Source organism: Fundidesulfovibrio butyratiphilus (assembly GCF_054657235.1).
In genome coordinates this window covers 826,835-845,950 of sequence record NZ_BAAHXA010000001.1, presented here as the reverse complement: position 1 = coordinate 845,950, position 19,116 = coordinate 826,835, and the positions used below count along the sequence as shown (strand labels likewise).

The 19,116-nt window shown below is 63.2% G+C and carries 17 protein-coding genes; 6 read left to right on the top strand and 11 right to left on the bottom strand.

The genetic code is table 11. The features are described 5' to 3' along the window. Positions 1 to 80: 80 nt before the first annotated feature. Together glgA and ACYQ01_RS04265 are read right to left on the bottom strand one after the other, a co-directional pair. Positions 81 to 1,538 (bottom strand): glycogen synthase GlgA, encoded by a 1,458-nt coding sequence (gene glgA, locus ACYQ01_RS04270; RefSeq protein WP_459932590.1) that lies wholly within the window; start codon positions 1,536 to 1,538, stop codon positions 81 to 83. Between the two features lie 53 nt (positions 1,539 to 1,591). Beyond that, the gene (locus ACYQ01_RS04265; RefSeq protein ID WP_459932589.1) at positions 1,592 to 2,089 is read right to left on the bottom strand and encodes an NUDIX domain-containing protein; all 498 of its coding nucleotides are present in this window, start codon (positions 2,087 to 2,089) and stop codon (positions 1,592 to 1,594) included. Positions 2,090 to 2,219: 130 nt separating this feature from the next. Here ACYQ01_RS04265 and ACYQ01_RS04260 point away from each other — a divergent pair, with 130 nt between their 5' ends. Further along, positions 2,220 to 3,131, top strand: a complete 912-nt coding sequence (locus ACYQ01_RS04260) for a glycosyltransferase family 9 protein (protein WP_459932588.1) — start codon at positions 2,220 to 2,222, stop codon at positions 3,129 to 3,131. A gap of 310 nt (positions 3,132 to 3,441) precedes the next feature. Here ACYQ01_RS04260 and ACYQ01_RS04255 read toward each other — a convergent pair whose 3' ends face one another. Next, positions 3,442 to 4,104, bottom strand: a complete 663-nt coding sequence (locus ACYQ01_RS04255; protein ID WP_459932587.1) for an L-threonylcarbamoyladenylate synthase — start codon at positions 4,102 to 4,104, stop codon at positions 3,442 to 3,444. A gap of 22 nt (positions 4,105 to 4,126) precedes the next feature. On the opposite strand from ACYQ01_RS04255, the gene ACYQ01_RS04250 reads away from it, so the two are divergent. Further along, positions 4,127 to 5,785, top strand: a complete 1,659-nt coding sequence (locus tag ACYQ01_RS04250) for a glycosyltransferase (protein WP_459932586.1) — start codon at positions 4,127 to 4,129, stop codon at positions 5,783 to 5,785. 308 nt (positions 5,786 to 6,093) lie between these two features. On the opposite strand, the gene ACYQ01_RS04245 is transcribed toward ACYQ01_RS04250, so the two are convergent. Both ACYQ01_RS04245 and ACYQ01_RS04240 read right to left on the bottom strand, forming a co-directional pair. Then, the gene (locus ACYQ01_RS04245; protein ID WP_459932585.1) at positions 6,094 to 7,800 is read right to left on the bottom strand and encodes an HD-GYP domain-containing protein; all 1,707 of its coding nucleotides are present in this window, start codon (positions 7,798 to 7,800) and stop codon (positions 6,094 to 6,096) included. 111 nt (positions 7,801 to 7,911) lie between these two features. Next, positions 7,912 to 9,315, bottom strand: a complete 1,404-nt coding sequence (locus ACYQ01_RS04240; protein ID WP_459932584.1) for a lipopolysaccharide biosynthesis protein — start codon at positions 9,313 to 9,315, stop codon at positions 7,912 to 7,914. 96 nt (positions 9,316 to 9,411) lie between these two features. Between ACYQ01_RS04240 and ACYQ01_RS04235 the strand changes: the two genes are divergently transcribed. Beyond that, positions 9,412 to 10,515, top strand: coding sequence for a glycosyltransferase family 4 protein (locus ACYQ01_RS04235; protein ID WP_459932583.1), 1,104 nt, complete (start codon positions 9,412 to 9,414; stop codon positions 10,513 to 10,515). On the opposite strand, the gene ACYQ01_RS04230 is transcribed toward ACYQ01_RS04235, so the two are convergent. Further along, the gene (locus ACYQ01_RS04230) at positions 10,487 to 11,770 is read right to left on the bottom strand and encodes a glycosyltransferase (RefSeq protein ID WP_459932582.1); all 1,284 of its coding nucleotides are present in this window, start codon (positions 11,768 to 11,770) and stop codon (positions 10,487 to 10,489) included. The genes ACYQ01_RS04235 and ACYQ01_RS04230 overlap by 29 nt on opposite strands. A gap of 77 nt (positions 11,771 to 11,847) precedes the next feature. Between ACYQ01_RS04230 and ACYQ01_RS04225 the strand changes: the two genes are divergently transcribed. Together ACYQ01_RS04225 and ACYQ01_RS04220 are read left to right on the top strand one after the other, a co-directional pair. After that, positions 11,848 to 12,816: a deoxyribonuclease IV gene (locus ACYQ01_RS04225; protein WP_459933884.1), complete on the top strand. Its 969-nt coding sequence runs from the start codon at positions 11,848 to 11,850 to the stop codon at positions 12,814 to 12,816. A 120-nt stretch (positions 12,817 to 12,936) separates the two neighbouring features. Further along, a complete protein-coding gene (locus ACYQ01_RS04220; protein WP_459932581.1) occupies positions 12,937 to 14,190 on the top strand; it encodes an AMIN domain-containing protein in 1,254 nt (417 codons plus the stop codon). Between the two features lie 99 nt (positions 14,191 to 14,289). Here the strand turns inward: ACYQ01_RS04220 and ACYQ01_RS04215 are convergent, their stop codons facing one another. From ACYQ01_RS04215 to rpmH, 5 genes are all read right to left on the bottom strand, one after another. Next, complete coding sequence (locus ACYQ01_RS04215; RefSeq protein ID WP_459932580.1) at positions 14,290 to 15,513, bottom strand: Jag family protein; 1,224 nt, start codon at positions 15,511 to 15,513, stop codon at positions 14,290 to 14,292. Between the two features lie 9 nt (positions 15,514 to 15,522). After that, positions 15,523 to 17,136, bottom strand: coding sequence for a membrane protein insertase YidC (gene yidC / locus ACYQ01_RS04210; protein ID WP_459932579.1), 1,614 nt, complete (start codon positions 17,134 to 17,136; stop codon positions 15,523 to 15,525). Between the two features lie 9 nt (positions 17,137 to 17,145). Continuing rightward, positions 17,146 to 17,451, bottom strand: coding sequence for a membrane protein insertion efficiency factor YidD (yidD, locus tag ACYQ01_RS04205; protein WP_459932578.1), 306 nt, complete (start codon positions 17,449 to 17,451; stop codon positions 17,146 to 17,148). A gap of 82 nt (positions 17,452 to 17,533) precedes the next feature. Then, positions 17,534 to 17,878: a ribonuclease P protein component gene (gene rnpA / locus ACYQ01_RS04200; RefSeq protein ID WP_459933883.1), complete on the bottom strand. Its 345-nt coding sequence runs from the start codon at positions 17,876 to 17,878 to the stop codon at positions 17,534 to 17,536. A gap of 41 nt (positions 17,879 to 17,919) precedes the next feature. Beyond that, the gene (rpmH, locus tag ACYQ01_RS04195) at positions 17,920 to 18,057 is read right to left on the bottom strand and encodes a 50S ribosomal protein L34 (RefSeq protein WP_459932577.1); all 138 of its coding nucleotides are present in this window, start codon (positions 18,055 to 18,057) and stop codon (positions 17,920 to 17,922) included. 172 nt (positions 18,058 to 18,229) lie between these two features. Between rpmH and ACYQ01_RS04190 the strand changes: the two genes are divergently transcribed. Further along, positions 18,230 to 18,883, top strand: a complete 654-nt coding sequence (locus tag ACYQ01_RS04190; protein ID WP_459932576.1) for a lactate utilization protein — start codon at positions 18,230 to 18,232, stop codon at positions 18,881 to 18,883. Positions 18,884 to 19,116: the final 233 nt, after the last annotated feature.

Below are 19,116 nucleotides of genomic sequence, written 5' to 3'. Positions count from 1 at the left end.
CGAAGGAAAAAGAAATCCGCGCGCGGGAAACCCGCGCGCCGGATTGCGAGGCCTAAAGCGGCGCGCTTGGGCCGCTGGTTTTATATGTCCACGCCGAGCTCGCGGTAGACCTCCACGTAGCGGGCGGCGGCCCGCTCCCAGGAATAGTCGGTGCGCATGGCCCGGTCGCGGATGGCCTCCCATTCCTGTGGGCGGGAAAACACGTCCAGGGCTTGGCAAATGCTCTGATAGAAGGGATCGGCTTCGGCCTCGGGAAAGGTGAAGCCCGTGCAGTCCGGCCGGGGATAGGCCACGATCGTGTCGCTGAGTCCGCCGAGATTGGTGGCCACCGGCGGGGTGCCGAAGCGCAAGGCGTACATCTGGGTCAGGCCGCAGGGCTCGTAGCGCGAGGGCATGAGAAAGATGTCCGAGCCGGCCTGGATGCGGTGGGCCAGATCTTCGGTGTAGCCCACGCGCACGGCGAGGCGTCCGGGGTAGGTCTCCATGAGGTCCATGAGCTGGGCTTCGAAGGCCAACGAGCCTTCGCCGAGCACGGCGATGGTCAGGTCCTTTTCCATGAGCCGGGGCAGGATGTCGATGAGCAGATCCACGCCCTTCTGGCGGCGCAGGCGGCCAATGAAGCCAAGCAGCGGCTTGTCCAGGTAGGCGGGGTTCAGGTCGAGTTCGGTGAAGAGGTTTTCCTTGCAGTTGAACTTTCCCCGCTTGTTGTCGGGGTTGAAGCTGCATGGCAGATACTTGTCGTCGTCCGGGCTCCAGACCGAGTAGTCGGCGCCGTTGAGGATGCCGCGCAGGTCTCGGGAGCGCTTGTCCAGAATGCCTTCCAGGCCGCAACCGAATTCTTCGGTGAGAATCTCGCGGGCGTAGGTGGGGCTCACGGTGCTCACCAGGTCGGAAAAGGCGATGCCGGCCTTGAGCAGGTTGAAGTCGCCCCAGAACTCCACGCCGTCCATGTGCCAGGCTTCGGCGGGCAGTCCCGACTCCCAGAACAGGCGGGAGGCGAAACGTCCCTGAAAGGCCAGGTTGTGAATGGTGAGCATGGTCTTGGTGCGCGACCAGAACGGATCGAGGCGGCGCATGAACTGGACGTACGCCGGGACCAGGGCGGCTTGCCAGTCGTGCACGTGAATGAGCGAGGGGGCCATGTCCATGCGTCTGGCCCATTCCAGGGTGGCCCGGCAGAAGAAGATGAAGCGTTCGCAGTTGTCGAAATAGTCGCCTTCGTGGGTGTTGTAGTAGAAGCGCCTGTCGAAATACTCGCCGCGCTGGATGAAGTACACGGGCAATCCGTGGTAGTCGGCGGTATAGATATCGGCGGTGATCGGCGCCCAGGGATAGCCCACGGGACAACGTGAATAGATGAGACGGAGTTTGACCTCGCCGGTGGAAAGCCGGCCGTAGAACGGAGTGATGACGGCCACGTCGTGGCCCATGCGTCTCAAGGTCAGGGGCAGTGATCCCAGCACGTCACCGAGGCCGCCCGTCTTGGAAAAAGGATACATCTCCGACGCGACGAATACGATCTTGTGATGAAATGCCATCGGTCTCCCCATCAGGCGCTGGTTCGCCCCTCTTGAGGGCGAAGCGACGCGCGTTACGTTGGGTCTTGTGGCTTATCCTTATCCCTTCGTGGGAATCGATTCAAGCGCGTATGTTCACGAATGAAGTCGTCAAGGATTTTTGCGTGGTCGAAACACAGGGGATGTGGGAGCGCGTCAAGGGGATAGAACGCCGCCTGGGCTGCGTCGTCCCCGGCTTTCAGGCGCGAAGGGTCCACGGCCTGGGCGGTGAAGACCACGCTGAGAGTGTGCATGCGCGGATCGCGCGCGGGGTCGGAATAGACGCCGAGAAGTCCGGTGAGTTCCACGTCGAGCCCGGTTTCTTCCCGGGCTTCGCGGATGGCGCACTGTTCGACGGTTTCGCCTTCATCCACAAAGCCGCCGGGCAGGGCCCAGCCCAGGGGAGGATTGACCCGGCTCACCAGCACCACGCCCCGCCCGGGCGCATGGATGACGATATCCACTGTGGGGGTGGGATTGCGATAGGCCTTCAGGGAATGGCCGCATCGCTCGCAATGCAGGGATTCGGACACGTGTGTGGCCTGCTTGCGCGCCGTATCGGTCGACGCGCGGTTGAAAGATGTAAAAAATCCTGCTGCAAAGAGGCTTTACACGGAAGCGGCCTCGATGCAAAAAAGCATCACTATGGTCGACCTACTCAAAATGCCACAACAAGACAAGGCTGTTGTGCGACACAACGGGGCGTTGGGCGATTTTTTTCTTCTCTGGCCCACCCTGCGCGCCCTGTCCAAAACCGCCTGGCCGGGCGGACTGTACTGGGCCGGAAATTCGGACCGACTGGCCTGGCTGTCCCCGCTGGGCTACGTTCCCTGCCCGCCGGAGATTTTGCGCGCCCTGGACGGAGTGTTTGCATCCGACCCCCGGCGAGCTCTCGGGGCCCTGGCCGGCGTACGGGTTTTCTGGCCCGTCCTGGACAAGACGCCCCGCCTGACGGACGCCGCGGGGATCGTTTTCCTGCCGGGTCTGGACCAAACGGGGGTCGCCCCGGTCCGGCAGCGATACCTGCGTGGCTTGGAGGACGCAGGATACGCGGCCGATGGCGACTGGTTGAAGGAGTTTCAAAGACATTTCGTCAAAGATCGCCGTCCCGGAAACCGGGTGGTTGTCTTCCCCGGGGCGGGTCACGTCCGCAAGCAGTGGCCTTTGGTTCAATTTTTTCAACTGGCCGAAATCCTGTCCCGGCGTGGGCTCGATCCCCTTTTCGTGCTGGGACCGGCCGAGCTCGAACGGGGGCTCAACCCCGCCCCCTGGCCGGCCGTCACCCCGGAAAACGACCGGGAACTGGCTTGGCTGCTGGCTTCCGCGCGTTTTGTCGTTGGCGGGGACTGCGGTCCCATGCATCTGGCGGGCATGTTGGGCGTGCCGGGAGCCGCCCTGTTCGGTCCCACGAGCTTCTCCCAGTGGGGACCCGTGAACATGGTGGAGGTCACCGCCGGGCTGGCCTGTTCGCCTTGCACCCGGACCTGCGCGGACCTCGACTGCCCTGCGCCGCGCTGTCTGGAAGGGATAGATTCAAAACAAGTCGTTGAAATTCTTGAAACTATGAATCTGTGAGGAGAAAAGCGAAGGTTTTGAAAAAAGAATCGGCTTTCAAGGCCCTGGTTTCCTTGAAAGCCGTCTCTTGCAAAAGGAGTGAAGATGAACTCAATCTAGCAAGGAGCGGGCCAAGTTTGCATTGCGTTGAGAATTTATAATTTGTCATTGTATTTCAATGTATTGTGCTCGTAAGTCGCTACGGATGGCTCGAAAGGTTCGTAAAAAAACTTGTACCGACCGCACTCCGACCCGCCCTGGCCCTTATTTCCGGTTAAAAATGTTTTACCGATCGGTGACAAAACGTTCGGCATCCCAAGGGACACAGGGCTTAGCGGGCGATTTCCCCGGCCGGAGCGAACCCGGCGTCGTGGAGTTCCTTCAGCGGCAGGCTGCCCTGGCGAAGAACGACGAACCCCCTGTCCGGTCCGGGAAGCACCAGGGTGGAGGGGAGGCCGCCGGCGGGTTCCGGGTCTCCCGGAAGAGCCATGTCCGCCGCGAGCGTGAGCGCCGGGCTCAGATCGCGGAGTCTGCTGGCCGGCGGTTCGCCGCTTATGTTGGCGCTGCTCGCGGACAAGGGCCCCTTGGCCAGCAGGCACAGGGATCTGGCCTGGGGATGCGGGGTCAGGCGCACCGAAACCATGCCTTGCAGGTCCATCACCTGGGAGGGCAGCGAAGGCCGTCCCGGCACGACGATGGAAAGCGGGCCGGGCCAGAAGGCCCGCATGAGGGCCATGGCGGTTTCGAAGCCTTCCCACTTGTCGGCCGAGGGGGAAATCACCTGATCGAGTTGGCTCATGTGGCCGATGATGCAGGGCAGAGGCTTTGACTGCGGCCTGCCCTTGATGGCAATGACCCGGGACAGGGCCGAAGCGCTTCCCACATGGGCGCCCAGGGCGTAAAACGTTTCCGTGGGGTAGATGACGCACCCCCCGGAGGCGAGCAGATCCGCCGCGCGCGCCACCCGGGGATCGCGAGAGACTTCGAAATCCATGGGAACCATGACTCCTTCAGCAATGAAACACTACGCTTGTTTTCCCCCGGCACGCGCCTCGACCCTTGAGACGTTGCGCGCGCCCCTGCCCACCTGGGGCCTGTCCACCGAAAGCCCCTGGCAGCAATGGGGCGTGTGCGAAGCCATAGTGCGTCAGGCCCCGGACAATCAAGCTCTGCTTGAAGCCGCGGCCGGCCTGATTTCCTGGGCCTGGCAGGAGCGCCCCCTGGATCCCAATCCGGCCGGGCTTCTTCTGGCCTTGGACTCGCGCCTGGCGTATCTGGACGCGCCCACGCGGCATGTGCTCCGTTCCCTCAAGGGGCTGCACGCCCCCTTGCCCCTGGAAGCCTACGAAGACGCCCTGGCCCGATCCGACGAGGCCGCGTTGGGCAGTTTTCTCGAAGACGTTCTTTCCGGGCCCACCGCCCTGGCCTGGTTGGGGGAAATCTGGGAGTCGCTGGCCGCCCTGGCCGATCACGACCTGGCCCGGCGTCTGCTGGCCAAGGCCGCGCCCAAGGGCATGGTGGGCCTGCGCCTGTCCGCCGAGCTGGCCCTGCATCAGGGAAACACCGAACAGGCCCTGGCCCTGGCCCGGGGACTCGCCGTCACCCCGCTGGCTCCCTTTGCCGACTACCTCACCGCCCACCTGCTGGAACGGTCCGGCGAGGTCGACCAGGCCGTCTCCCTGCTGGCCGGTCTGCGGCGGGCCATGCCTTGGCACGCCAATTTGACCCTCAAGCTGCACGACCTGGTTTTTCTGCCCCGATCCTCGTCCTTGCCGCCGGACCGTACGGCCGTGTTGCTCTATACCTGGAACAAGGCCGATCTGGTGCGCCAAACCCTGGAGAGCCTTCTGGCCGGGGACCTGGGCGACAACCCGATCTTCGTGCTGGACAACGGCTCGGTCGACGCCACGCCCGAAACCCTTGAGGCCGTTCGCGCCGCCCTGCCGCCGGGGCGACTGACCGTGGTGCGGTTGCCCGTGAACGTGGGCGCTCCGGCGGCGCGCAATTGGCTGCTCAGCCTGTCCGAGGTGCGCGCCTGCTCCTACGCCGCGTTTCTCGACGACGACGTGGTGCTCCCCTCCGATTGGCTGGCCCGGCTGCTCACGGCGGCCAAGCGCCATCCCGAATGCCATGCTGTGGGCTGCTCCATTCGTGACCACACCCCGCCCCATCGTCTGCAATCGGCCGACTACCACCTGCTTCACCGTCTGCCGGGACCCGAAGGCCAGACGCCCGGCGAGCGGGTGCGCGTCTTCAACAACTGTACCGCCACCCTGGATCTGGGCATGTTTCGCTATGAACGGCCCTGCCTTTCCGTCTCGGGCTGCTGCCATCTGATCGACCTGAGCCGGCTTGACCTCCTGGGCGGCTTCGACGTCCGCTTCAGCCCCACCCAGTTCGACGACCTGGACCGCGACATGCGCGCCTTCAAGGCCGGACTCCCGGCCCTCTACGCCGGACACCTGGCCGTGGACCACGTGCAACGCTCCAGCCTGCGCCAAGCCTCCACGCCTGCCCAGGTGGCCCACATTCAGGGCAACAAAATGAAGCTCGAAGCCTCCTACCCGGACGCTGCCCTTGACGCCATGGTCCAGGCTAACCTCAACTTGGCCTGGAACGACCTGCTGGCCAAAGCGCGGCGTCTTGAAGAAGCGCAAGGTTGTGGCGAAGAGTGAAGAGGGAAGAAGGAAGAGAAGACTGGGGAGGGGAGCCCCCTTTTTTGAAAAAAAGGGGGCTCCCCTCCCCAGACCCCTCCCCTCACCAAAAAACTTTATCCTTGTCCGTGGTTGGACGAAACAGGGGGCGACACTGCCGGCACGGAGCCAATGTTGGCTCCCCAGGACCGTATCCAATGATAAAGTTTTTGGGAGGAGGGGGTTTGGGGGAGGAACCTTTTGTTCACAAAAGGTTCCTCCCCCGATCTTCCTCTTCCCTCCCGACGCTTCCCTCCCGACTCTGTTCTCCCCCGTGCGCTCCTCCGGACTCAGGCGGAGACGAGTTCGGTTTTGGCGTAGGCGTCGTAGACGCCGGTGGTGATGAAGAGGTCGTAGAGATCGGGGTCGATATGGCCGTCTTTTTTCATGAAGCCGAGGATGCGCAGGGCTTCGTCCAGGCTCATGGCTTTTTTGTACGGGCGGTCCCTGGCGGTGAGGGCTTCGAAGACATCGGCGATGGCCAGGATGCGGGACTGGAGGGGAATCTTGTCGCCGGCGAGGTGTTCGGGGTAGCCGGTGCCGTCGAGCTTTTCGTGGTGTCCGGCGGCGATGGTCGGCACGCGGGACAGTTTTTTGGGGAAGGGAATCTCATCGAGGATGCGTTTGGTCATCCGGGCGTGCAGTTCGATGACTTGGCGTTCCTTGTCGTTCAGGGTCCCCTTGCGGATGCAGAGATTTTCCAGTTCGTTGCCGGTGAGAAGGGGCAGGCTGGCGTCGTTGTGCGCAAAGCGTCGGGAGGCCATGGCGCGCAGTCTGGCCACGGCCTCGTCGCGCAGGAATTCGCCGGGAATGTTGGCCTGGCGAACGAATTCCAGGTCATCGCGCAGGCGTTGCGTTTCCTGGGCCAGGGCGTCGTCGATTTTGGCCAGGGCTTCGGGGGTGGCCGTTTGGGTTTCGTAGAGGGCGAGCTTTTGTCTGGCGGCCTGGTTCGCCAGGCTCTCCTCGGCCAACTGGAACCGGACCTCCACCAATTCGATGCGGTCGAAAACGGTTTCCAGCTTGGTGCGTTTGTCCACCACGTATTCCGGGGTGGCGATCTTGCCCACGTCGTGCAGCCAGGCGGCCAGACGCAGTTCTTCCATGTCGTCGTCGTTGAACCGCCGGTCTTTGAAGGGGCCGGATTGGTCCGCGTTGACCTGATCGGCCAGGAGCATGGAGAGGGTGACGACGCGTTTGATATGGCCGCCGGTGTAGGGGGACTTGCAGTCGATGGCCGTGGCGATGCTGCGGATGAAACAGTGGAACAGCTCGGAAAGTTCCCGCATCAGCCGGGCGCTGGTCAGGGCCACGGCGGCCTGCGACGCCAGGGAGGCCGTCATCTCCACGTATTCGTCGTGAAAGGCGATGACCGACCCGGTTTCGGGGTCCTTGGCGTTGAGCAACTGCAGGACGCCGATGATCTCCTGCTCGTAGTTGATGAGGGGCATGACCAACATGGATTGGGAGCGGTAGCCCGTGGCGGCGTCGTATTTGCGCGGGCCGGTGAAGTCGAAGCCTTCGGCCTGGTATACGTCGGGAATGTTGACCATCTGGCCGGACAGGGCCACGTGCGAGGACACGTTGGCGTGGTTGGGGGCGCCGTTTTGCGTAAGAGGCACGGGCGGCAAGGTCACGGCCACCCCGCTGGCTCCTCCCTGAAAGATGCCCAGCGAGTCGTTTTGCACGATCCTGAAGTCGAGACACGCGCCGTCGTCGCTCACGGTGTAGAGGGTCCCGGCGTCGGCTTGGGTGAGTCCTCGCGATTCCGTGACGATCATTTCGAGCAGTTTGTCGATGTTGTGCTCGGCGGTCAGGGCCAGGCCGATGCGCCCCTGCAGCTTTATGCGTTCGACATGTTGCGAGGCATAGTCCTGCACTTCGCGCAGCACGGTGGCCAAAAGCCGGACAAGACGGCGTTCGGACTGGGTTCCGTCGCCTTTGTGCTCCAGTTCGAGCAGGGCGTGGAGAAGGTCGCTGTGGGCTGCTTGTTCCGGCATTTGGGAGTCCTCTTTGCCTTGAATCAACCGATATAATTTTCAATAATCAAAAATTATTGCTCGAAATTTACCGTATTGGCAAGGGGCGAAACCCGGATTCCGGACGGGGGGTTACGACGTCTTCGGGCGCCAGCGCCACACCAGCCAGAGCAGAGGAAGGAGGGCCAAAATTTCGGCCGCTTCGCGCGGAGCCAGGCGCGACACGCCCCACCACGTTCCGGCCGAGATCAGGCAGGCCAGCGCTGTCCAGGCCAGAAAACCTGGGCGCAGAAGTCCCATTCTGCGTTGGCAGTATCCCACAGTGCACACGGCCACGCCGGCCTTGGTCAGCACGATGGAAAGGGCCGCTCCACCCAGGGGAGAGGCGGGCACCAGCAGGGCGCACACGCCCAGGCAGCCGGCCAGCCCGGCGATGTAGATGACCAGGAGCATGCGTTCCTTGCCGTAGGCCATGATCATGTAGGCGGCCAGGTTGTGGAGAAAGGCGATGAGCACGGAGGGAACCAGCCAGGCGCCCACCCAGGCGTTGGCCGCGTAGGTCTGGCCGAAGATGAGCGGAAGAATCCGGTCGCACTCCATGGCCAGGAGGGCCATGACCGGCAGGGCCGCGGCGGTGAGCGTCTGGGAGGCCTGGCGGGCCAGTCGGGCGAACTCGTGTTGGTCCGTGCGCCAGAGTTTGACCAGCAACGGATAAATGATGCTCGAAAGGAGCAGCGTGGCCACCAGGTTCGATACCCCGTCCACCAGTTCCCAGGCCACGCCGTAGCTGGCCACCATCTCCGAGCCGCCGTAGCGTTGCAGAAAGAACACGTTGGCCTTGTTGTAGCCGATGGCGGCCAGGGCCATGAACACGAATGTCAATTTGGAGACAGCCGTGCCCCAGGCCCGCTCGAGCCCCTTGCGTCCCAGCGTGAGGCCCGAGACCTCCTCCCAGCGCAGGGTGAACCAGAGCCCGCCCGCCAGGGTGACGGAGTTCTCCACGATCTTGAACAGGGCGAAACACCAGGCCGGCCAGTTCAGAAACAGCGCGGCCAGGGCGAATCCGTATCCCAGCGCCGCCCCCAGCGCCTTGATTCCGGCCTCCGCGTCCTGACGGCCGCGCACACGGCAGGCCACGAAAAACGAACCGGCCAGGGGCTCCAGGGCGCATCCCAGGCAAATGCCCAGCGTCAGCCACCACAGGTCGCCCCGGTATCCCTGGCTCCAGGCGAAGAGCATCACGCCGGCCATGCCGACGGCGAGAAAGCCGCCCTTGATCAGGCTGTATTGGGCCAGCACCTGCCCCTTGTCGCCCCATTTGCGGCTCAGGGCCTGCACCATGGGCTGGTTGAGGCCGAATTCCCCGAGAAACATGATGAACTGGCCCAGCGAAAAAGCCAGCAGAAACTCGCCGTAGGAAGCGGCGCTCTTGCGGGCAAGGGCGATGGTGAGCACGGTATGGAGCCCGTCGCGCACCCATTGGGCCGTGGCCAGACGGACGAACTTGCCGACAATGCCGTGGGAGGTCTTTTCCATGGAAAGGCGTTTGGCTCCGGAAAAAAAGTGGCGGCCGGTTTGGGAATTCCTTATGTGTTCGGGCGCGGCCGATGTCGGCCGATCATTTCACAGCCCATGAAGCCGATCAAGACCATCCTTTTACTTCAGGACCTCCACTGCGGAGGCACCCAGCGTCATGCCCTGGAGCTGGCCGCCCGTTTGGACCCCGAACGCTTCGACGTGAGCGTGTGGACGCTCATGGGCGGAGAGGGGTTTTTGCCCCGAGCCAGGGAACTCGGCGTGCGCGTGCGCCAATTGGCCCGGGGGAACGCGGTCACTCCCGCGGGACTCTGGGGACTGTGGAACGCCCTGCGACGGGAGCGGCCCGAAATCGTCATGGCCCTCACCGTGGTGCCCAATATCTGGGGGCGGGTGCTGGGGCGGCTGGCCGGGGTTCCCCTGGTGGTGGCCAACTGCCGGGGCGCGGACGACCTGTGGCGCCAGCACGAAGGATGGCTCAAGAATCTGGCCGTGCATCATATCTGCAACGCCCAGGCCCTGGCCCAGGCCTTGACCCAACGGTACGGCCTTCCCGAAGAGCGCGTGAGCGTGATTCCCACCGGCGTGGACGTGGTCCATTACGCCCCGCCGCAACGCGCCTCGGACCCGGCCGGCGCGCCTTCGGCGGACGCGCCGGTGGTCCTGTGCCTGGCCCGTCTGGCGCCGGTGAAGGATCACGCCACCTTGATCGCGGCGTTCGAGATCGCCTGGCGGGCCTGCCCCGCCGCGCGTCTGCGTGTGGTGGGCGACGGCCCCCTGGCCGCCGACCTGGCCGAGCGCATGGCCGCAAGTCCGGCGGCGGAACACATGGAGGTCGCCCCCGGCGTTCTGGACACCCGGGCCGAATACGCAAAATCCGACGTGGTGGCCTTGTCTTCGGTGAGCGAGGGCATGCCCAATACCCTGCTCGAAGCCCAGGCCATGGGCATCGCGGTGGCGGCCACGGACGTGGGCGGCGTGGCCGAGGCGGTGCCCCACGGCGTGAGCGGGCTTCTGAGCCCCGCCGGCGACCCGGCCGCGCTGGGCGCCAATCTGGCCAGGCTGCTCGCGGATGCGGACTTGCGCCGGCGCATGGGCGCGGCCGGCCGCGCGCGGGTGGTGGCCCGGCACTCCCTGGAAGAAGTGGCCGGGCGGCACGCAAAGCTTCTGCTTACGCTGGCAGGGCGTTTTGGACGATGAGGTCGAGAAATTTGCGGCTGTTGGACCCGGTGTCGTAGTAGTCGAGCACGAGATTCCGGCCGTTTTCGGCCATGAGCAGGGCGGCGTCCCGGTCTTCGGCCAGGCGGCGTATGGCGCGGGCCATGGCGCAGGGATTTTTCTGGTCGATGAGCAGTCCCGTCTCGCCGTTTCGGATGATTTCCCGAATTCCCCCCACGTCGGTGGCCACCACGGGCACGCCGTTCAGGAGCGATTCCATGATGACCGTGGGGACTCCGTCGCGGTCGCCGGTGGCGGTCACCTTGCTGGGCATGACGAAGATGTCGTGTCGGCGGATCAGTTCCGGCACATGGTCGTGGAGAATAAACCCGGGGAAGTCCACTTTGTCCGCTATGCCCATGTCCCGGGCCATGGTGCGCAACGACCGGTCGAGAAAGCCCGACCCGGCCAGGGTGAGGCGAAAGTCCACGCCTTGCAGGTCCAGCATGCGGCAGGCCTTGAGCAGTTCGTCCAGGCCCTTGGTCCTCACGAACCGGGCCACGGCCAACAGGCGCACGGGCGCAGTCATGGGCACGGGGGCGGGCTCGAAGCTGTCCCAGGAGAGCATGTTGCGCACGCAGATGATGTGTTCTTTTTTGTCGGCGAACTGGCGCAGATAGTCCACGTTGAAGCCGGCGTCCGTGCGCACGAAGCTGGCCTGGGCGATCTTCTCCCTGAGGGCGCCGTCCGGCGGGTAGATGTCCCCGGCCCGTCCCGTGAAGCTGAAGGGGATGCCGGTGAGCAGGTGGGCGGTCCAGGCGGCGGTGGCCGGTCCGTTGGCCCAACCGGCGTGGATGTGGCGCACGCCGTCGGCTTCGAACAAACGGGCCAGCCGGCAACCGGACAGAAAGGCCCAGGAGTTTTCGCCGGTCTGTTCCAGGTCGCGCCAGCGTCTTCCCAGGACCTGCCTGGCCACTTGGCGAAAACGCATGGGGTGGGTGCGCCACCAGTAACGCAGGGCGCTCACGCATTCGGAAACGCTGCGGCATCCCAAACGTTCGACCTCGACCGGACACTGGCCCATGCCCTTGGAAACGTGTTTGGTGAGTTTTCCGTACAGGGTATAGACTTTTATGGGTAACCCGAGCCTTTTCAAAGCATTGACTTCACCGACGACGAACGTTTCAGACGGTTTGGGATACCAGAGCGTGACATAGGCTGTTTTTGGCATGACGGAAGAAACCAGGGGGATGTTTGTCATGGTGCGCCAGGGGTTGCGATCGTTTGGGGCGGCCATCGCGAAAGTTATGAATCCATCCAATTTAGCATGGCGAGAGAATTATGACAATTAGCGGGCTATCCTTTGATGAATCCATTATACAAAAAGCCCTTGGCGCTAACGTCGACGCGCCCTCTCCCCTGGGAGCGCACGAGTCGATAGCCGGGGGCCTTTGGCGCGCGGTCGAGCGTATAGCGCGAGTGGGCGGAACCGCCCTGCAACTGTTTACCCGCAACCAACGGCAGTGGTCGACCCCGCCCCTTGGCGAAGAGGAAGTCCGTGCTTTTTCCAGGGCCCGAAAGCTCTGGGGCGGGGCTCCGGTGGTCTCCCACGCCTCCTACCTCATCAACCTGGGGTCGCCGGACGAGGCCGCCTGGCGGCGAAGCGTGCGGGCCACGGCCATGGAACTGGATCGTTGTCGGAGCCTGGGGCTGGAGCTGATGGTCATCCATCCCGGCTCGGCTCTGGGGTCGCAACCGGCGCAAGCCCTGGCCCGCGTCGCCCAGGGGGTGGACCTGGCGGTGGAAGAGGCCGGCGACGGCCTGGGACAACTGCCGGTCATCCTGCTGGAAAACGTGGCCGGTCAGGGGACTTCCCTGGGGCGCTCCTTCGAGGAACTGGCAACGCTTTTGGAAAAGGCGGCGTGCGCTTGTCGCATGGGCCTGTGTCTCGATACCTGCCACGCCTTTGCCGCAGGCTACGATTTTTCCTCTCCCGACGGGTTCGAGGCCACCCTGGAGGCCCTGGACCGCAATGTGGGGCTCGACCGCCTGAAGCTCGTACACGTCAACGACTCGAAGCATCCGCTGGGTTCGGGCAAGGATCGGCACGAGCACATCGGGCTGGGAGCCATGGGATTGCCCGCCTTTGCGCGGATCATGACGGACGATCGCCTGGCCGGCGTCCCGAAGGTCCTGGAAACGCACAAAAGCGAAAACTTGCGGGAAGACATGGCCAACCTGGCCGTGCTCAGGGCCCTTGCGCGCGGGGAAGACGCCCAGCCCCTGCTGTGGCGGGAAAACAAGGACAACACGGGAAAAGTTCCGAGAAAATCCGGGGAGTGAGTTGCGGCCAGGGCGGGCATGGATTATCCGAAGCCCAGCGGGAAGTCGTACTGTCGGTGCGCGGGTTCGTTTCAAAAAGCGACGGCGCCGCCAACCACCTTAACACGGGATCGATGCGCAATGACTGACAACAAGAAGAGTCCCTTTCTGCTTCGGGCGGTGATCGTGGCGGTGGCGCTTGCCGTGGGTGCGGGATTGAACATCTATTTCTTGCGCGGTTCGCATGAGGACCGGCAGGTCAAACCGGAACCGCCCCGCCAGGAGGCGACCACCACCTCCCCCGCGCCGGAAACCCCCAGCGCCATGCCCGGCAGGGATTTCAACGTGGCTTCGCCCTTCAAGAACTCGACGGAGGGCGCGGGCAAACCCGCCGAAGGCGCTCAGACGGCCCAGGGCGCCGGCGCGACCCAACAGGCCGCCCCCGAGCAGCCGGCCGCTTCCGCCGAACAGCCCGCTTCAGCCGCGGGCCCGGCCTCGTCGCCTTCCGCCACGGGCACGACGCCGACTCCGACCGACAACGCCAACAAGGGCGAGGCCCCGACCGCTGTCGCCCAAGCCCCTGCCGCCGAAGCCGGACAGTCCCAGGTCCAGGCCCAGGACGCCGGCCAGGGCGCGGTCCAGCCTGCCCAGGGCGAACAGGCCCCGCAGCCGGCCGCCGCCGAGCAGGTGGTTCCGGAAAAGCCTTTGACCAAGGCCCAGGCTCGGGCCGAAGCGCGGGCCAAGGCCAAGGCCGCGGCGGCGGAAAAGGCCAAGGCCGCGGCTGAAGAAAGGGCGGCCAAGGCCAAAGCTGCGGCTGAGGAGAAGGCGGCCAAGGCCCAAGCCGAAGCGCAACGCAAGGCTGAAGCCAAGGCCCAGGCCAAGGCCGAAGCCGAGGCCAAGGCGGAAAAGGCCAAGGCTGCGGCCAAGGAACGCGCCGAGGCGCGGGCGAAAGCCAAGGCGGAAGCCGCGGCGAAGGTCCAGACCGGCGCGCCAGCCGAGGAGGCGTCCGGACAAGCCCAGCCCCAGAAGCGTGAAGCCCGGCGCGAGGCCGCCTCGGTCCCGGCGAACAAACTTGTGGCCCTCAAGGCGGAAGAGAACGCCAATGAGTTTCTCTTAACCTTGCAGTGCGACGCCCCTGTGGACAATATTTCACATTTCGCCACTCCCAATCCGGCCCGCATGGTGTTCGATCTGGGCGGCGCTTGGCGCGTCGCAACCGCCATGACCCAGGAGGTGCATGGCGAGCTTGTGGAACAGGTCCGTTTGGGCTTGCATCCGGACAAGCTGCGCTTGGTGTTGGATTTCAAGAACACCGAGTTGCAACGATATCCCGCGCCGGTCATTGAAAAGCGGGAGAACACGGTGGTGATCCGCCTGGCCAAGATTAAGGGATAAGTCTTCGGTTCTAGGGGCCTGCGCCCCGGACCACGCGAAAAGGCCGACGCTTCGGGAAGAAGCGTCGGCCTTTTTGATATTGTGATCGACCCGTGGAAATTATTCCGGCACGGGTTGGTTGGGAGCGGATATCGGCTCCGGCGGCGACGCTTGGACCTCCTCGGTGGGGGATTGGTCAGCGGCCGGGGGGGGAGTCTGATCCATGGGGAGAGTTTCGGCGGTTCGAGGCTGGGTCTCGCCGTTTTTCCCGGCCGGCTTGCTCCGCTTGGGCAGAATGATCACTCGCTTCATGGGGCCGTCGCCCTTGCTGCGCGTGGTGATGGCGTCGTCGGCCTGCAAGGCCATGTGCACGACGCGGCGATGGTACGAACTCAAGGGCTTGGTGCTTTGCGCCCGCCCCTGGTTTTTGGCCTTGTCGGCCAGGTAGAGGGCCATCTTGCGCAGGTTTTCGTCCTGTTTTTCGCGGTAGTCGCCGGTGTTGATCTGCAGCCTCACGGGGGTGGGCCACTTTCGGGCCAGAATGCGGTTGGCGAGATACTGCAAGGCGGCCAGGGTTTGGCCTTCACGGCCGATGAGCAGGCCGGAATGCTCCTCGTCCTGCACGATGACGCTGACCCGGCCCACGCTGCCTTCCACGGTCATGCCCGGTTCCTGTTCCAGGATGGGCGCGAGCAGCCTGGCCAACACTTCCCGGCAGAGATCCAGAAGCTCCTGCGAGGCAGGGGTTTTGTCTTCGTAGAGGGGCAACGGCTCGTCGAATGTTTCCGCGGAATCGCCGCCGGCTTCTTCCGGGTTACGCCGCGGAGCGGGCTGTTCCCGCCTGGGCTTGGACGGACCTTTGGGCTTCGGTTCGCGCGCCGGTTTGGCTTCCCTGGGCTCCTTGGGCTCGCGCGATTCCTTGCCGGAAGTCCCGCCCTTGCGCTCCTTGGTTTCGCGCGGGGGGCGTGGTTCCCGGTGGGGTTTGGCCTCGCGGTTTTCCCGGCTTTTGGGCTGGGCGTTTTCGCGGGGGGCTGGGGCGCTTTTGGCCTTGGGGGAATCGGCGGATTTTTCCTCTTCCTTTTTGGGCTGCGGCTTTTCCGGGGCGGTGAGCTCCTTGGCGGATTCGGCCGCGGCCTTTCTGGATTCTTCAAGCAGTTTCGAAGGGTCCTGGCGACGCCTGGCCTTGACTTGGGCTTTTTTCTTGCCCACCAGACCAAAAATGCCGGTGGAGCCGCCGGTTATGATCTCCACTTCAAGCTTTTCACGCTCCGTCGTGAAAAATTTGCAGGCCTCCTGTATGGCGTCGTCAACGGTTTTCCCCGTGAAGATGGTGAAATCGCTCATGGTCGTTCCTTAGGCTTTGGGCGCGGCCGGGGTCTTGCCGCTACGCATGAGCAGCCACTGCTGGGCGATGGACAAAACGTTGTTCACCAACCAGTAGATCACCAGACCGGAAGGGAAATTGAGGAACATAAACGTGAAGATGACGGGCATGAACATCATGATCTTGGCCTGCGTGGGGTCGCCAGGGGCCGGAGTCATCTTCTGCTGGAGGAACATGGTGGCGCCCATAACCAGCGGGGTGATGTAGTAGGGGTCTTTGGCGGAAAGGTCCGCCAACCAGATGTGATGGGTGAACGGAAGGTAGGTGATGAACGAGGCGTGACGCAGCTCGATGGCGTTGAGCAGGGCCTGGTACAGGCCGAAGAACACCGGCAACTGCACGAGCATGGGCAGACAGCCGCCGGCCGGATTGACCTTGTAGGTCTTGTAGAGCTGCATGAGCTCTTCGTTCATCTTGTTGCGGTCGTCGCCGTACTTTTCGCGGATGGCCGCCATCATGGGCTGGAGCTTGCGCATCTTTTCCATGGACTTGTAGCTTTTTTGGGAAAGCGGCCAGAACAGACCCTTGATGATGACCGTCAGGATAATGATGGCCACGCCGTAGTTGTGCACGTAGCCGTAGAGGTAATGCAACAGCCAGAGCAGAACTTCGGCCACAACGTGGAACCAGCCGTAATCCAGCGCGGCCTTGAGGTTGTCCGGGGCCAGGGAAAGCGATTCGCGGGTCTTGGGGCCAAGGTAATACGCGGAAGCCGTCTCGGTGCCTTCAGGGGTGACGGAGATGCCGTCCCGTTCGGCCGCAAGCCGATAGACATCGTCCACATACTGAAACTTGAGAGCGCATTCGGCTCCGGGCAGCACCGCCACGATAAAGTAGTTGCTTTCCACCGCGGCCCATTTTCCGCCGGAAGGAATCACCTTGCCGTCCTTGATCTTGTCGGGATCGGTGATGGTTTCGAGGCTTTTGCCTTCCAGGTAGGCGGCGCGAGTGGTGTTGTACTTGTCCTCGTGGGAGGTGAGTGTTGTGGAGGCCAGGGTGAAGGCCACCTTGGCCGTGGTCGGAGTGGGGGAGGAAAGGCGCACGGTCTCGTCGATGATGTAGGTGTCCGCGTGGAAGGTCAGCTTGCGCACGATGGTGATCTGGCCGAGTTGACCCGTGAAGGTCAGCGTGACGCTTTGGCCGGAGGAGAGGGCGGTGTCTTTGGCGTCCGTGGTCCAGGTGGCGTCGCGCCAGGAGGCCTTGCCGTCCACGATGAGTCCCAGAGGCGCCTTGGAAAGGGCCTGTTGGGTGATGAGGTTCATGTTGGGCGAGTCGGCGGCCATGGACTGTTTATAGTGGGTAAGGGAAAATTGTTCGAAGACCGCGCCGGAACTGTTGATGACCGCCTTGTACATGGGCGTGGTGACGGTTATGGGCACGCCGGCCAACGGCTCGGCGGCGGCCATGTTGGCGTCGGGCTTGGCCTGGGATTTGGCGGGCTGCGCGTTCTGCTGGGCTTGGCTTTGCTGAGAGGGGTCGTTGGCTTTGTTCTGGGCGCCGAGGGGAGGGAAAAGAAAGTGCCAGCCGACAAGAACGACCACGCTCAGGGCGATGGCCAGAAGAAGGCGTTTGTTGCTTTCCATGAAAACGTCCTATTTTGCGGCGACACCCGCACGGCGCACGAAGATTTTGCGCCAGTTCAAGGTTTCCGGAACGGGGTCGAAGCCTCCCCTGCACAGTGGTTGGCAGCGTAGAATGCGCCAGAGACCGAGCACGGTTCCCTTCAGTGGACCGAAGCGAGTGACGGCTTCCTTGGTATATTCGGAACAGGAGGGCGTAAAACGACAGCAACCTGTCAACAAAGGCGACAGGCAGTACTGATAGACGGCGATGAGCCCCAGAATCAACCTTTGCATAGTATCCTGAAGCCGGACGCGAAGTCCGGCGCAAAGGGCCATGCGGCCGTGAGGCTCCACACAACGGCCGATATTCGGGCGACGCGCGGGTGTGCGCGCGTCGTCCGGGACGGAACCGCTTGGTTCAGGGTTCCTCCTGGGGGACGTCCTGGCGGCTTGAGCGTTCCAGATCGGCCTGAATCCTGGAGAGCAGAGGCTCGAGATCTCTGGTGACGATCTCAAGCGTCAGACCGTGTGGCGCAAGATTCTTTTTTGGAACGGCAACAATATCGACGCCGCCTGGGACGTCCTGGCGGTGGAGCCGGAAAAATTCCCTCAAGAGCCGTTTCACCCGGTTGCGATCGTGAGCCCGGCCAGTCTTTTTGGTGACCGCCGAGCCCATACGCCAATGCGTTCGACCCGGAATCCGCGCCACGAACAAAAGAAAACGTTTGCCGTGGTAGCGGCGACCGTGATCGTAACAAGCCAGAAAGTCCGCGCGGCGAAGCAGGCGAAAGGCGCGGGGAAAACCTAAACTCCCAGGCGTTTGCGTCCCTTTGCCCGGCGGCGGCGGATGATGGCCTTGCCGGTTTTGGTCTTCGAGCGGGTCAGAAACCCGTGGGTGCGATTGCGACGGGTCTTGTGGGGCTGATATGTCCTTTTGCTCATGCATAGTCTCCAATCGTGTAATCTCGTGATTAAGGAACTTGGCTTGATACAGCGAGACCGGGCTCCGGTCAAGTCGAAACCGGCGGGGCGACGCTGGACAGGCTTGTGCGACGAAGGTATTGGGATGAAGTGGTAAAGCCGTGACAATCTTCTGTCAACAAAGGAAGCCATCATGCAGACACCATTGGAAAAATACTATCTTGGCCGCCTGGAGCAGGCCGCCGTGGCCCTTCGAAAAAACAACTTCGCGGTCCATGTGGTCGAAGATTCGGAACAGGCCAAGGAATTGGTGCTTGGAACGCTTATCCCTCAAAGTGGGGCCAAGTCGGCGGCTTTCGGGGGATCCATGACCCTGGCCGATACCGGGATCTATGCCGGGGTCAAAACCCTGCCCGGACTCGAAGTGCTCGATACCAATGATAAAACGATTCCTCCGGCCGAGATGATCGAACTGCGCCGCAAGGCCCTGTTGGTCGACCTCTTCCTTATGGGAACCAACGCGGTCACGGAGCAGGGGACCCTGGTGAATCTCGACGGCACAGGCAACCGGGTGGCTGCGCTCACCTTCGGCCCCAAAAAGGTCATTGTGGTGGTCGGCCGCAACAAACTTTGCTCTGACGAATACGACGCCATGGAGCGTGTGCGCGAACTGGCCGCGCCGGTCAACGCCATGCGGCTCGCGCGCAAGACCCCTTGCGCCAAGACCCTGCGTTGCGAAGATTGCAATTCGCCTGAGCGCATTTGCAACACCTGGGTCATAACGAAGAAATCCGCCGTGCGGGAGCGCATTACCGTTGTCTTGGTCAATCAGGATTTGGGATTCTAGGGCCTGTCTCCAAACCATCGCATCCAAATGAGGCATGATGCGATTAGTCGAATTCAGGACATGCTTTGGCCTTGCAACGCGTTTTTTGGCTGATGGAATATCTAATACACCGTAAAGCTTCTGGTGTACGGTTCCATAGACGCGTGATGACTCCTGAAGAAAGAATACGCGCGTGTTTTACGAACGGATTACGAGAATCCCCTGTATCAAGGGGGCGCAGGTACTTCACCGAT